Raw genomic sequence first — 13,980 nt, forward strand, 5'->3', positions numbered from 1 at the left:
GCGAGGAGGCGCATGAAGCTCGGCACCCACATCTCCCTGGCCATCGCGGCCGCCGCAATGGCCGGCTGTGCGAGCCCGCCCCCGTTGCCGATGGAAGTGAACAACAGCCTGGGCATGTCGATGGCGTTGGTGCCGGCGGGTGGCTTCGTGATGGGCAACTCGGCCACCAATGCCGAGATGGCGCGCCTGTTCCCGAACGTCGACCCCAAGCGCCTGCAGGAGCTGGGCGACGAACGGCCCGCGCACCCGGTGCGCATCAACCGGCCGTTCTACATGGCGCGGCACGAGGTCACGGTCGGCCAGTTCCGCCGCTTCGTCGAGGCCTCGAAGTACGTGCCCGAATCCATCTCCGACGGCACAGGCGGCTACGGCTACAACCCGCAGTACGACCCCGCCACCACGCGGCGCGGCGACGCCTTCGAAGGCCGCAACCCGCGCTACTCGTGGCAGAACCCGGGCTTTGCGCAGACCGATGCGCACCCGGTCGTCAACGTCACCTGGAATGACGCAGTGGCGCTCGCCGACTGGTTGAGCACCACAGAGAAGCGCGTGTACCGCCTGCCCACCGAGGCCGAGTGGGAGTACGCCTGCCGCGCCGACACGCAATCGCAATTCGCCAGCGGAGATGACCCAGCCACGCTCGCCCGCACGGGCAACGTGTTCGACATCGACGCAGCCGCCAACTGGCCGCAGTGGCAATTGCAGGCGTTGCCGGTGCGTGATGGCTTTGCATTCACCGCGCCGGTGGGCAGCTTTGCGCCCAATGCGTTCGGCCTTTACGACATGCACGGCAACGCGTGGGAGTGGACGTCCGACTGGCACGACGAGAACTACTACGGCCGCGCCGATGCCGACGACCCGCAGGGCCCGGCCGACGGCAGCGTGAAAGTGCGCCGCGGTGGCTCGTGGCACACCTGGCCGATCTACGCACGGTGCAGCTACCGCAACTGGAACACCACCGCGACCCGCTACCCGCTGGTCGGCATTCGGCTGGTGATGGAGGCGCCGCGCCCCCGGTGAGCCACCGGGCGGCCGCGCAGCAGCACATGGATCGCTCGACCTGGACGGCCCCTCGCATCGCCGCCGCCCTGCTGGCGGGCTTGGCTGCTCTCACGGCGGCGCGCTGGCTGCTCCCGTGGGAGTCGGTTGCCCTCTGGGTGCCGGGTTCGCGCGATGTGGGCCTCGCCAACCCGCTGCTCTTTGGCGCGGCCAGCCTGGGCCTCTACGCAGCGCAGTCGGATCGGGCTGCGGCACGCCGCCTCGGCGCGGTGGCGATCACGCTGCTGGTGGCGGTGTCTGCCCTGCAGTTCTGCGAGATCCTCTTCGGCATCGACCTGGGCATCGACATCGCCAGCCCCGGCAGCGTGCCCACGCCACAGCAGCCGAACCCGGGCCGGCTCTCGGCCAACGCCTGCATCGGCTTTCTCGCATGCGGCGTCGCGCTGTGGCTGTTGCGCGGCCCGCGCTCACCGCGGCGCGATCAGGCCTACCGCATCGCGAATGTCGTGGTGGCACTGATCGGTGTGGCCGGCCTGGTGGGGCACTTTCTCGGCCTCGCCACGCTCTACAAATTTGCCAACGCGAACGTGCTGCGCCCGGCCACCGCGCTCGGGTTCGCGGTGGCGGCGATCGCCCTGTGGGCGCTGCGCGAAGGCAGGCTGGGCTTCGACCTGAACGATGCCGCCAGGCGCATCCAGCGCCGCTCACTTGCGGTGGTGCTGCTGCTCGCGCTCGCTGCCAGCGTGGCAGGCTTCTGGACCATGCGCGTCACCTTCGAAGAAGTGCTCGCCACCTCGCTGCAACAGTCGGCGGTGAACAACGCCACCTCGCTCGCACACACGCTCGATGTGGCGCTCCTCTATCCCGAGACCCTTGCCACGCGGCCGCTGGTGAGCAGCGGCCTCGCGCATCTGTCGGCCCACCCGGACGACGCAGCGGCGCGCGCCGCGCTGCAAAGCCTCGCGAACAACCTGCTGCACAACGAAGTGAGCGCCGCAGTCTTCTACGACGCGCAGGACCGCCTGGTGGTGAGTGTGGGCAGCTCGACGCAGGGGCACGCCAAGCTGCTGCATGCGCTGCATGTGCCCGGGCGCAGCGCCACGCTGGCCTGGGGCGATGAAGGCTACCACCTGCTGGCCGAGTCGCCCGTGCTCGATGAGAACGGCCGCACGGTTGGGCGCGTGCGCACCGAACAGCCCTTGCCGCTGGTCGATCAATTGCTGGTGCAGATGCGCCGCGCCGACGAAACCTCCGACGCCGCGCTGTGCGGCCGCGAGGGCAGCCGCGCGGTGTGCGCCGCCACGCGCTTTCGGTCACAGCACTTCGAGCTCCCGCTGCGCGACATGGAAGGCGAGGCCGGCAGCGCCATCGCGCGCGCGCTCGACGGCAAGACCGGCGTGCTCTTCGCGCGCGACCCGCGGGGCAAGGACGTGCTCAGCGCCTACGCGCCGCTCAAGGACTATGGCCTCGCGCTCGGCTACAAGACCGATCTCGACACGCTTTATGCACCCCTGAAGAAGCGCATCGCGCTCCTGCTCGGCGTGATGGCGCTCATCGTCGCGCTGGCCATCTATGCCTTGCGCAGCGTGGTGCAGCCGGTGCTCATGCGACTGGTGGCCAGCGAACGCAAGATGAAGGGCATCCTGGAAGACCAGACGGAGATGGTCTCGCTGGCCACGCCCGATGGCCGGCTCACGTATGTGAACCCGTCGTATGCCCGGCATTTCGGCGTCACGGCCGAGCAGCTGCTGGGCGCCAACCTGCTCGACCACGTGTACCCGCCCGATCGCGCAGCCGTCGAAGACAAACTTGCCCGAGTCATACGTACCGGTGTGCCGTACACCTCAGAGAACCGCATGCTCAACCCCGAGGGTGCCGAGCGCTGGGTCTCGTGGACCAACAGCCTGCAGCTCGGCCGCCGCGGCGAACCCATGCTGCATTCGGTGGGGCGTGACGTGACCGAGCGCCGCCAGCTCGAAGACGCGCTGCGCGAGCTGACCGCCATCTTCGAGAACACGAGCGACTACGTGCTGCAGACCACGCGCCGAGGTGACCTCACCTACCTCAACCCCGCGGCGCGCGCGGTGCTCGGCATCGCGCCCGACGCGCCGCTCGATGGCTTGCGCTTCAGCGACTTCAATACGCCCGAGACGAACGATCTGCTGGCCGGCGTGGTCATGCCGGCCGTGGAGGCGCACGGCATCTGGATCGGCGAGACCAGCTTCTTCCGGCGCGACGGCTCTCGGGTGCCCGTCAACCACATGGTGATCGGCCACCGCGACAGCCAGGGCCAGATCACGCGCTTCTCGGGGATCATGCGCGACATCACGCGCGAGATCGACAGCAAGCGTGAACAGCAGCGCCAGGCGGCGGTGCTGCGCGCGATCACCGAGGCCATGCCCGGCTTCGTGGCGGTGGTCGACGCCGATCGCCGCTACCGCTACGTCAACAGCGGCTTCGAGCGCTGGGCAGGCAAGCCGCGCAGCGAACTCGTGGGGCGCCTGGTGAGCGAGGTGCTCACGCCGGCCGACCACACGCGCAGCCTGCCGTGGATGGAGCGCGCACTCGCGGGCGAGTCGGTCAGCTTCGAGCGCGAGTACCCGGGCCACGATGTGGCGCAGCACCTGTCGATCAGCTACATCCCGATGTTCAACGATGCGGGGCAGCTTGAAGGCTTCATCGGCATCGGACAGGACATCAGCCACCACAAGCGCGAAGAGGGCCGCCTGATCGAACTCAGCCAGCGCGATGCGCTCACCGGCCTGCTCAACCGCTCAGGCTTCGAGCGCTGCCTCGAACTGGCAGCGCAGGAGTCGGATGGCCTCGCCGGCGTCGCCCTGCTGTACGTGGACCTCGATCACTTCAAGCCGGTGAACGACACGCACGGCCACCCCGTGGGCGACAAGCTGCTGCAGGCGTTTGCCAAACGCCTGCTCGGCACGGTGCGCCCGAGCGACACCGTGGCACGGCTGGGCGGCGACGAGTTCGCCGTGGTGCTGGTGGGCATCCGCGACCGGGTGCATGCCGATGCGGTGGCCCAGAAGATCGTCGCGGCGGCGCATGCGCCCTTCATCGTGGGCTCGCTCACGCTGGCCATCGGCGCCAGCGTGGGGGTGGCCCTGGGCGAGGCGGGCAACGGCGACTGGCGTGAGCTGATCGAACGCGCCGACACGCGCCTCTACAAGGCCAAGGCCGAAGGGCGCGGGCGTTTCGCGACCTGACGCTGGCGCGGCGCGGCCAGGCGCTTGGCCTGGCTTGAACGGTGCACCTATCGGGCAAGGCACCTGCCCTTTGGTGCAGATCCGTCCCCGGCCGCGATGCACGCCGCGCCTTCGCTTGACCATGCCACCTCGCCTCACTAGCATCGTCCGCGCATCGTCTCTGACGCAAGGAACCTGACCATGACGCAGATGTCCATTCGCCCTGCTGCCCCTTTGATTGCCGTGGCCGTGCTGACCGCGGCGTTCGGCGCGGCCCAGGCGCAGAGCGCCTCCGTCGCGCCATCGCCCGGCTGGTCGCGTGCACTCCCGCCCGGGCCCGACGCGCGGGTCAAGGTCACCGAGGAGTACGCGAAGCATGTCGGCCGCGACGCCTACTTCTGGGCTTGGCCGATGGTCAACATGTACAACCGCCGGCTTCATTTCGCCAGCGTGAAGGAGATCGTGTACTCCGGGCCGCTGATGGATGCCCCGTTGAACCGTCTCGTGATGCTGACCGACTACGTCGATCCGACCGAGCGCGCGCTGGCGTGCCCCAATCAAGACGTGGTGTACGGCATCGGCTCGATCGCACTCGACGTGTCGCCCGTGGTGGTGCAGGTGCCCGACTTCGGCAGCCGCTTCTGGGTGTACCAGGTGGTTGACCTGCGCACCGACAGCTTCGCGCAACTGGGCAAGATGTACGGCAGCACGCCAGGCTTCTATCTGCTGGTGGGGCCCGACTGGAAGGGTGAGGTGCCCAAGGGCATCACCAAGGTCTTCCGCGCGTCGACGAACACGGCGCTCATCGCCCCGCGCATCTTTCAAGACGACACGCCCGAGGACAAGCGCGCCATCCAGGGCGTGCTGCCAGGAATCCAGATGTACCCGCTGGCAGAGTACGACGGCCGCGTGAAGACGCGCGACTGGCACAAGGTGCCGCGTGTGGCGGCGCCCTCCGGTGGCGGGGAAGAAGAAGCCAAATGGGTGATCCCAGAGAAGTTCGTCGACGAACTGCCCGCCGTGCTGGCCGATGCGCCGCCGCTGCCGGGCGAGGAGGCCCGCTACGCGCAGGTCAACGCCGTGCTCGCCGCGGCCAAGGCGGACCCGAAGATCAAGCAGGCCATGACCGATGGCGCGAGGGAATCCGAAGAGCGCCTGGTGACGCCGCTGTTCCAGTTCCGCAACTACGGGCAGCAGTTGCCGCACCACTGGAGCACCATCTCCAACGAAGCGGCCTTCGGCACCGACTACTTCACCCGCACCGCGGTCGCCAAATCGAACATCATGGTCAACGCGCCCAACGAGACCAAGTACTTCTATCAAGACCTCGATGCGAACGGTGCGCGGCTCAACAGCGCCAAGCGCTACACCGTCACCTTCCCCAAGGGCGAAACGCCGCCGGTGCACGGCTTCTGGTCGCTGTCGATCTACAACGCGTACCACTTCTTCGAGGCCAACCCGATCAACCGCTTCTCGGTGGGGACGAAGAACAAGGGCCTGAAACACGCTGCCGACGGCTCGCTCACCATCTACGTGCAGGCCGACGAACCGAAGGACGCCACGCAGCGCGCCAACTGGCTGCCCGCGCCCAAGGGCGACTTCTCCCTCTACGTGCGCGCCTACTGGCCGAAAGAGGCTGCGACCGACGGGACTTGGACGCCGCCGGCCGTTCTGCGCGCCAACTGACGAGAGGGTGAGGAGAGGGCATAGCGGCTGTCGTGCATTGCGCGGCGCGGTTGCAGCAATTCCGCTCGCCGGAATATCCACGCCGTCGGCGCGACCTCACATCACTTCGTCTCCAGCGCGGGTCTAGAGTCTGCGCGCCTTCCCGTTCGAGTTCCCGTTCGAGAAGCGCGCCCCTCGAAACACCACACAACGGAGACACGCATGAACCTGAACCTCGCTGCGCGGGTGCGCGCTGCCGTGGCCTCGGCGTCTTTTGTCGCGCTGTTTGCAACCGCCACCACGCTGTTCCTCCACACCGATGCCACGGCCGCCGTGGCCAACCCCACCGTCACCGGCCCCATCCCCGTGAACGCCGCGCCGGGCAGCGCCACGCGCGACTACCCGTGGATGTCGACCATGCACAACCTGGCCGCGGTCGGCTACGTGGAAGAAGAGTTCTTCATCGAAGGCACGGCCAGCCGCTTCAACACCGCGGTGCCCATCGGCACCAATGGCAGCGTGGTCGACAGCGGCCACCCCTACCGTACGCGCATCCTGGTGCGCCGCCCGGTCGCGCCATGGAAGTTCAACGGCACCGTGCTCGCCGAGTGGCAGAACGTGACTGCCGGCTACGACCTCGATGCGATGTGGGGCGCCTCGTTCGAGCACATCGTGCGCTCGGGCTACTCCTGGGTCGGCATCTCGGCGCAGCGCGTGGGCGTGCAGGGCGTGCCCAATGGCACGAAGAACTGGAGCCCGCTGCGCTACGGCACGCTCGACGTGACGGCCAACGGCGCCATCGTCGACGACGCACTCTCGTACGACATCTACGCACAAGCGCTGCAGGCCATCCGCCAGCCGGTTGGCGTGCGCCCGTTGGGCAGGCTGCAGGTGAAGCAGGTGTTCGCGATCGGCGCCTCGCAATCGGCGGGCCGGCTGCAGGTATTCATCAACGCGCTGCACCCGCTCATCGGCGACCCGGTCGATGCCTACCTGCTCTATATCGGCGGCGGGGCGGTGCGCACCGATCTCACCGTGCCGATCTTCAAGCTCATCTCCGAGACCGACGTGCCGCCGCAGGTGGCCGCACGCCAGCCCGACACGCCGCTCTTTCGCTTCTGGGAGGTGGCTGGCGCCAGCCACTCGGGCCGCCGCACCGTGCTCAACTCGCGCCCGCTGCTGCAACGCGATGGCGTGGCGCCCACATTGGGTGACTGCACCAACCCGCCGTACCCGCGCGTGCCGGTGCAGTACGTGACGAACGCCGTCTTCGACCACATGGTGCGCTGGGTGCGCGAAGGCGTGCAGCCGCCGAGCGCGCCGCCGATCACCACGGCCGGCCCCGTGATCCAGCGCGACGCGCGCGGCAACGCGCTGGGCGGCATCCGCCTCGCCGAGTTCGCCGTGCCCACCGCCACCAACAGCGGCGCCAACACCGGCGCGGCCTTCTGCATCCTGTACGGCACCTACCTGCCTTTCGAGCAGAACGTGATCGACCAGCTCTACCCCACGCATGGCAGCTATGTGTCGCCCGTGATGGCGCAAGTCAACGAGACCGTGCGTGCCGGCTATGTGCTCAAGGAAGACGCAGCGCGCACGCGCCATCTCGCCGCCACCTCGGTCGTGGGCAGCGCGCCCTGCAGCGCGGTCTGCCGCGCCTCGCTCGACCTGGTCGAGGCGAGCTATGTGTACCTGTACACCACCGGCCTCGACGACGAGCTCGCCGGCAAGGTGCTTGCATTCATCCAGCTCGTGGCACGCGGTGAAGCCATTGGTGGGCAGGCGCAGGTGATCGCCAACCGCCTTGCGCGGCACACGATGGAGCACTACATCCATGCGGTGCAGGCCTTGCAATCCAGGGGCCGCTTGTCGCAGGTGTCGGCTCAGGAACTGCTGAACGGCGCGAACGCAGTGCTGGCGATGCTGCCGGCGTAGCAGAGCCAGTTCGTTGCCAGAGAAGCGCCGACCGGTGACGGTCGGCGTTCTTGCTTGTGGGCGCGCGCGTGTCGGCCGCAAGGGGCCAGCGCGGCCCCTGCAGACGGCGCAGAGTGATCAGCCCCGCTCGCTGCGCCCCGCCGCCGGCTCTTTGGTCACCAGCCAGATCCCCAGGCACACGAGCACCAGGGCGGCGCCATTGCGCCACTCCAGGATGCTCTCGTTGAGGAAGATCGCCGACAGCACCGCGCCGAACACCGGCACCATGAAGTTGAAGGCGGTGACCATGCTCACCCGGTTGTACTTGAGCAGCAGGCTCCAGATCGAGATCGCGAGCGACGACAGCAGCACCAAGTACGCCAGCAGCGCGGTCGATGCGGGCGTGAAGCCGTGCAACGCGCCGCCTGAGCCATAGCCGAGCGCGAGCAGCGCAGCGCCGCCGACCGCGAGTTGGTAGGCCGTCATCACGATCGGGTCGATGCCGGCGGAGATGCGCTTGCCGTAGATGCTGGCCGCGGCCAGCACGGCCGCCGCGATCACAACGAAGCCTTCGCCGAGCAGCGTGAAGTCGAACCGCAGCAGGCCGCCCAGGTCGGCGCCCACGTTGACCACCATCACGCCTACGAAGCCCACCACGCAGCCGATCGTCTTGCTGTAGCTCAGGCGGTCGTTGTGATAGATGAAGTGGGCCAGCAGCACGCTGAAGAAGGTGCCCGTGGCGTTCATGATCGAACTCTTCACCCCGGTCGTGTAGGCCAGGCCGATGTAGAAGAACACGTACTGCAAGGTGGTCTGCAACAGCCCGAGAAGCGCGAACTGCCCCAGCGCTCGCCCCGAATAGCCGCCCACGCGCTTGCCGCTGGCCACGGCATACGCCATCAGCAGCAGCCCCGCGAGCAAGAAGCGCCAGCCAGCGAACACGAGCTTGGTGGCCACATCGCCCGCGGCGATGCCGAACAGCGCGTAGCCGTTCTTGATGGCCGGGTACGAGCTGCCCCACAGCAGGCAGCAGAAGAGGGCGAGCAGAAAGACGACCTTGCGGTCGGTAAGGATGGGGTGAGGCTTGACGTCAGGCAAGGTACTGCTTCGGTGGGGGGAGGGCGCGGCGCATCGTACGCGCTTGGGCGGGTGCGCGCTCCGGGGGGGTCTTCAACCCGTTTTAGCCCTTCGTCCCGGCGCTTCGCATCCCGGAAGGAGTCGTTCGATCCCCGAGACGATCAGCCTGCGATGTTGCACACCTGATTTGAGTTGGCTTCGCCGCCCAACGTTTGAATCGACAGATGGGTTGGGCATTGGAAGTCAGGCGCCATGCCACTACTCCACGCGCTCAAGCTTCCCATTCTCAAACTCCGCGACGAACCCGTGCTCCTCTTCCCATGGGCAAGAGCATGAAATCTCCAGCCGCCTTGGAGGTGAGCTCTGCCAGTGAATTGCGGCCTGCCACTCTTTGCACAACGGCAGCAGTTCGGCAGCCGACTTCACTGGTGCGAACTCTGCGAACGGGTATTCGATTGATTCAATGCACTCGTGATAGTGGTTGAACAACGCCTCTTTCACTTGTGCTTCGATAGACGCAGCATTGCGAACGTATTCTTCGTACGTCTCGATCTGTTGCGCCGTGAACTCGCCGTCCTTTCGTTTGCCGGCGAGAACCTCAGCCCAGTCTGCGGAGTAGATCGATACGGCAAGCGACGACGGTGAGCCAAGAAAGTCGAGCCTCTCCGGCAACTCCCAGATTTCTCCTATAGGCGGTGGCAACTCCAGGAGCCCGAATTTAGGAAGCCACATTGGGTTGACCTCATAGGCATATATGCAGTTAAGGGTCCCCAGGATTGGGTGCAGCAGGGTCTTGTTGGATGGGGTCACGTGTCTCTGAACTTGGTTGGTGGTGGTCGCCCAACATTTGACATGAGAGGCAAGCTCCGACGTCCTCTCGATAGAAGGTTGAGGCATCGGCGCGTTGAGATTGACGCCGCTGTTCACCTGGCTTCGACTTCGACCAACTGATCGCCCGACTTCCATTCTGCGGCGCCGACGACACAGTAGGTTCCCGTGACGGTTGTAGTTGCGTAGGAAGAATTCGGTCTACCGGTTGCGACGGCCTTGATCAAGGAGCACTGCTCCGACAACCTGGTTGATACGGCCAGAACGATCGGAATGTGAGCGTATGGCAGTTCTGACTTGTACTGGTTGTCGGCCGCTTCAAAGCCAAGTGCAGACGAGATGGCGGTGACGAGGCTGTTTTGACCGACCTCCGGAAAGCCAACTTCAGAGAGCTTGGCGACCAGAGAAACTCGCGTTGAGTTCTCAAGTCGCGGGGTCAGTGGTGTCACGGCTGGGAGTGGAGTTGAGATGAAGACTGAAAGACAAATGAATGCATTCCTGACAGAACTGCTGATCATCTTGATTGCGATGCCTAACGATTGACATAAACGGCGGTGGGCTTGCCGGGTGGCGGCCATCTCGATGGACGAGATAGGCGCTTCAGCGGCACCGACATTCACTCTAGGTCTCTTTTGACTGCGCGTTGGAAGGCCGGCACCAGCGATGCGGGCAAGAGAACTGCTGAGCCCGAACGAAATCAAGATTGTGATTGGTTGAGAGCCCTTTCTTCAAGGCTACTCACTTCCTGTGGGTGTCTTCATCTCTTCGGCGTTTTCTTTCGCCTTGCCAAAGATTGAAAGAGAACCTCGCCAGGAACAGGCCAAGTACAAGTAGGAGCATGGCTGGCACAAAGATCCCTGTCCCATCGGCTTCGATCTCCCCGACTCTGTAGCTTGGCATATGCGGTGAGTTTGGAGCGTACTCGCTGCTCTGGAAGAACGTGAGTGTCTTTGCCCATAGCCAGGCTGCGCCTGAGAGGCAGGTTGCCGACGCAACGGCTAGAACAATGGCAACTGATCGCATGCGGCCCTGGGTAGTTTCAAACGTGAAGCGAAACACCGGCGATGTGGTTGAGCGTGAGTTGCTCGAAGAAGTCGGCGGGTGTGGCGAAGCCGGTTTGCGTCGATGAAGTCAAAGGCTTCCTCATTAGATCGGCCGCGAACCGGATCAACTTTCTCAGGAGATCGTGCTCCCCTCGTGCAGGCGCTTGTACTGCTGCTCCACAGCGCGTAGCCGCTGCAACTCGGCCCATACCTGCGCATCTGGCTCGTTCACCTTTCCCGTCAGCACGACGTCGTGAACCTGCTGGCGCCAGCGCGAAAGCATGCGAGGATGGATGCACAGCGACTCGGCGACGTCTCGCACCAACAGACCTGGCTGGTTGCTCATCTGCACGGCGTGGGGTTTGAATGCAAGCCCGAATCTGTTGACCTTCTGCGGTCCTGGGGTTCCCATGTCACTCTCTCCGTTGGGCAAGAGTGTCAACTAAACCGAGGCAAGCTCCCACGTCAGCTCGATGGAAGGGTAGGCGTCATTTTGTCTCGGGGAAACGAGGATTGGGTTTGGGCACGGGAGGCGATCCATCGTAGGGTGGATAGACCTCCGTTAACCAACGCTCGTCCAGGCAGCCAAGGTCCAGCACATACCAAGTGGTGCCACGGTCATCAGAATGCAGAACGTATGCGCCCTCGGTAGGGTACGAAGGGTGCGTAGAAGGCTTGAGTGCGATTCTGAGGTTTGGGACCATGGCCATACGGAATCTGCCCTGTTCCCGAACTGCAATGGGAGCGCCGATCTCATCTTTGACCACTTCCTCTTTGAGCTGCACGACGTAGTTGCAGAAGGCTTCCGTTCCACCTCGAGTGTCGAGCCGATTCACTACGGCGGGCGATGTCAGTCGCAGCACAGAGACGCAATCTCCGCGAGCGAGGGCCTCTGAATAGGCGCGAACCACTGCCAACGCTTCTGCTGGGAGCTGTGTTTCATCGCCTTGCGCGATACGCGTGATCGTTGCAAGCAGAAGCAGGACGGCCGATTCGCGCATTTGAGTGGCTAACGTTTGACATGAGAGGCGACGAAAGGGCGCAGCCCTTTTGACGTCCTCTCGATGGAAGGGTTAGGCATCGCTGGCGCCGAGCATCGGTTTGAAGCCGCCTGCAATGAGGCGCCTTCCGTCGAAAGCGGGAGCCTGATCACCAAATTGCATTCGCGGGTCATTCGTTACTTTTTCCATGCCTGCGTCTCGCGTAGCTTTGTCAGGCCACTCCACGTACGAAACAACAACTGTTTCGTCTTGTCTGGCGCCAACGGCCTTAACGAAGCTTCCGTACTCCACCTGAGTTTGCTTGGTTTCCGCTCCGTGATACGTCTCTGCGTTTGGCCCTGCTTCATCGAGCCAACATTCCATGACGCTGAGCGCGCCGTGCTCTTTGACAACCTTCGCAGAAAGCTTGGCCAGTTCTTCGTACGCGGCCTTATTGGCGCGAGGGACTGGCGCGAGGAAGCAATCGATGTAGCTCATGTCGTCTCCTTTGCGATGCCTAACGTTTGACATGAGAGGCTCGACCCGGCTTGCCGGGGCGAGTCCTCTCGATGGAAGGGTTAGGCATCGATTCTCGCGCCGATTGCTTTGGGTGAGCGCCAGAGCTCGGCCCACGCCCAACGAAGCGCGAGCGCTGTAAGACCAAGACCAATGAGACATACAGGAACCCGTAGCGCTGTGTTCGACCACGCGCTGTACCACGAGAGCGCCGCGGCCTGAACGCAGATGGCAGCAACAAAGACTAGCAACGCGCTGCGAGAGACAACCAGCTTTGCCTGGTAGCTTGGGCGCGCCAGGGCCACCGCTGACTGAACGAGCCACAGAGCGCCGGCGGGGACAGAGAGCCAAACAGCCAGTAGCAAGGGCAGCATGGTGTGCGCTATGGCGAAGAAGAGCATCTGTGAGCCGCGCAAGGTGAGGCCATACAACTCAAACGCCGCCCAGATGCCGCCCGGCAGCGCAAGTGCCGCAGTTAACCGATAGAGAAAGCGTTGACCTGATGCCTGTGCCACTCGATGCCTAACGTTTGACATGAGAGGCGCTGGCCGGCTTGCTGGACAGCGTCCTCTCGATGGAAGGGTTAGGCATCTCGTGGTGCCTAGCGCTGCCTAGCTTGGGAAATGAGTGCCCCCACTACAACCTCATAGGGCGCCACCCCGAATGATGCGAAGAGATGAACAACTACTGTGAGCCAGTCTCCGCGCTGGCGAACGGACAGGTGATGTAGCTTCTCCAGGCTTTTGGGATGTGGGTCGATCGGGCCCCCGACAAAGTTAAAGGTGTCATTTTGGTGGCCAAGCAACAGAGAGCGCATTGCTGCGCCATCGAACGCGTCGATTCCTTGTTCGGCAATAGCGAAGCAATACGCGATCTTGGCAAGTGTTAACGCGAAGGCTGTGAAGTCAGTCACGTGTCGAGTCTCTACCTTTTTGTATGCGAGCAATCTCGGCAGCGGCAAGTTCGTAAGCGCGAACTGAATTGCATCAAGATCTCCTGAGCGCTCGACACCCACCAGTCGTCCGGCTGGCTTAAAGACGTGAAACGCTGTCAGTGTGGGGTATTGGGAAAGCTCAAGCTCGATTGAGAGGATTTTCGAGCCGTCGTGAAGTTCGACATTCGCCGGCGGAAGTTTCTTTGGAACTGACTTTTTGCGCCTCTTAAGGTCCAGCAAAAGTCGGGGGACCAAGAAGTCGGCCTGCAAGGCGACATTTTCGAAGGACTTGTTTGTGTGATCTCGACAAGGTTCGCAGGCTGCTTTGCGAATGATCAATGAGCCGTTCAGTGCCAGTGGAACGATATGCTCGTCCGTTAGGCTTTCAGGGGTTTGTGGCTCAAGGCAGTAAATACATCTACCCAGTGAGCGATAGCTGTGCTCCAGCATCTTTGTTGTGGTCATGTTGGCGCAGCTCTGATTGTCGAGATGCCTAACGTTTGACATGAGAGGCGGCGCCCGGCTTGCCGGGCGACGTCCTCTCGATGGAAGGGTTAGGCAGCGCTGCTTGCACACCACCGCCTACATGCATTTTGCGTTGGGTGGCGCCGCCTGCAAAGCCGGCACGTGCTGCGTAGCAGCTGGTGCCTGCACGGCCTCTTGCATTTGGTTTTGCGCCTTTGCGCGGAGCCCATATTGGCAGCGAGCGAGCCGTGACTTTGTGGAAAGTGACTCGGTCGCTGCCGAACATCGAATTCAACGCTTTGACAACTTGCTGACTAGCGAAACTAGCAACAAGCTGAACGCGAAGTAGATAACGAAGG

Annotated in this window: 11 protein-coding genes; 4 read left to right on the forward strand and 7 right to left on the reverse strand. The window is 64.1% G+C overall.

What is annotated here, in order from left to right:
* Positions 1-12 precede the first annotated feature (12 nt).
* The 4 genes from AC1KAR_RS20150 to AC1KAR_RS20165 all read left to right on the forward strand — a co-directional run bounded on the left by AC1KAR_RS20150 (position 13) and on the right by AC1KAR_RS20165 (position 7,799).
* Entirely contained in the window at positions 13-1,020 is a 1,008-nt protein-coding gene (locus AC1KAR_RS20150; RefSeq protein WP_480321076.1) for a formylglycine-generating enzyme family protein, read from the forward strand.
* Positions 1,021-1,046: 26 nt separating this feature from the next.
* Complete coding sequence (locus tag AC1KAR_RS20155) at positions 1,047-4,220, forward strand: sensor domain-containing diguanylate cyclase (protein ID WP_480321078.1); 3,174 nt, start codon at positions 1,047-1,049, stop codon at positions 4,218-4,220.
* Positions 4,221-4,400: 180 nt separating this feature from the next.
* Entirely contained in the window at positions 4,401-5,885 is a 1,485-nt protein-coding gene (locus tag AC1KAR_RS20160) for a DUF1254 domain-containing protein (RefSeq protein ID WP_480321080.1), read from the forward strand.
* 201 nt (positions 5,886-6,086) lie between these two features.
* Positions 6,087-7,799, forward strand: a complete 1,713-nt coding sequence (locus AC1KAR_RS20165) for an alpha/beta hydrolase domain-containing protein (protein WP_480321082.1) — start codon at positions 6,087-6,089, stop codon at positions 7,797-7,799.
* Between the two features lie 117 nt (positions 7,800-7,916).
* Here the strand turns inward: AC1KAR_RS20165 and AC1KAR_RS20170 are convergent, their stop codons facing one another.
* The 7 genes from AC1KAR_RS20170 to AC1KAR_RS20200 all read right to left on the reverse strand — a co-directional run bounded on the left by AC1KAR_RS20170 (position 7,917) and on the right by AC1KAR_RS20200 (position 13,621).
* Entirely contained in the window at positions 7,917-8,876 is a 960-nt protein-coding gene (locus AC1KAR_RS20170; RefSeq protein ID WP_480321084.1) for a DMT family transporter, read from the reverse strand.
* Between the two features lie 237 nt (positions 8,877-9,113).
* Entirely contained in the window at positions 9,114-9,665 is a 552-nt protein-coding gene (locus AC1KAR_RS20175; protein ID WP_480321086.1) for a DUF6985 domain-containing protein, read from the reverse strand.
* Between the two features lie 113 nt (positions 9,666-9,778).
* On the reverse strand, positions 9,779-10,303 hold the full coding sequence (locus tag AC1KAR_RS20180) for a hypothetical protein (RefSeq protein WP_480321087.1): 525 nt from the start codon (positions 10,301-10,303) through the stop codon (positions 9,779-9,781).
* Positions 10,304-10,859: 556 nt separating this feature from the next.
* Positions 10,860-11,138: a transposase gene (locus AC1KAR_RS20185; protein ID WP_480321089.1), complete on the reverse strand. Its 279-nt coding sequence runs from the start codon at positions 11,136-11,138 to the stop codon at positions 10,860-10,862.
* Between the two features lie 76 nt (positions 11,139-11,214).
* A complete protein-coding gene (locus tag AC1KAR_RS20190; protein ID WP_480321091.1) occupies positions 11,215-11,727 on the reverse strand; it encodes a hypothetical protein in 513 nt (170 codons plus the stop codon).
* A 72-nt stretch (positions 11,728-11,799) separates the two neighbouring features.
* Positions 11,800-12,204, reverse strand: coding sequence for a DUF1428 domain-containing protein (locus tag AC1KAR_RS20195; RefSeq protein WP_480321093.1), 405 nt, complete (start codon positions 12,202-12,204; stop codon positions 11,800-11,802).
* 619 nt (positions 12,205-12,823) lie between these two features.
* Positions 12,824-13,621 (reverse strand): HNH endonuclease, encoded by a 798-nt coding sequence (locus AC1KAR_RS20200; protein WP_480321095.1) that lies wholly within the window; start codon positions 13,619-13,621, stop codon positions 12,824-12,826.
* Positions 13,622-13,980 lie beyond the last annotated feature (359 nt).

The organism is Piscinibacter sp. PDB1-1 (assembly GCF_056675995.1).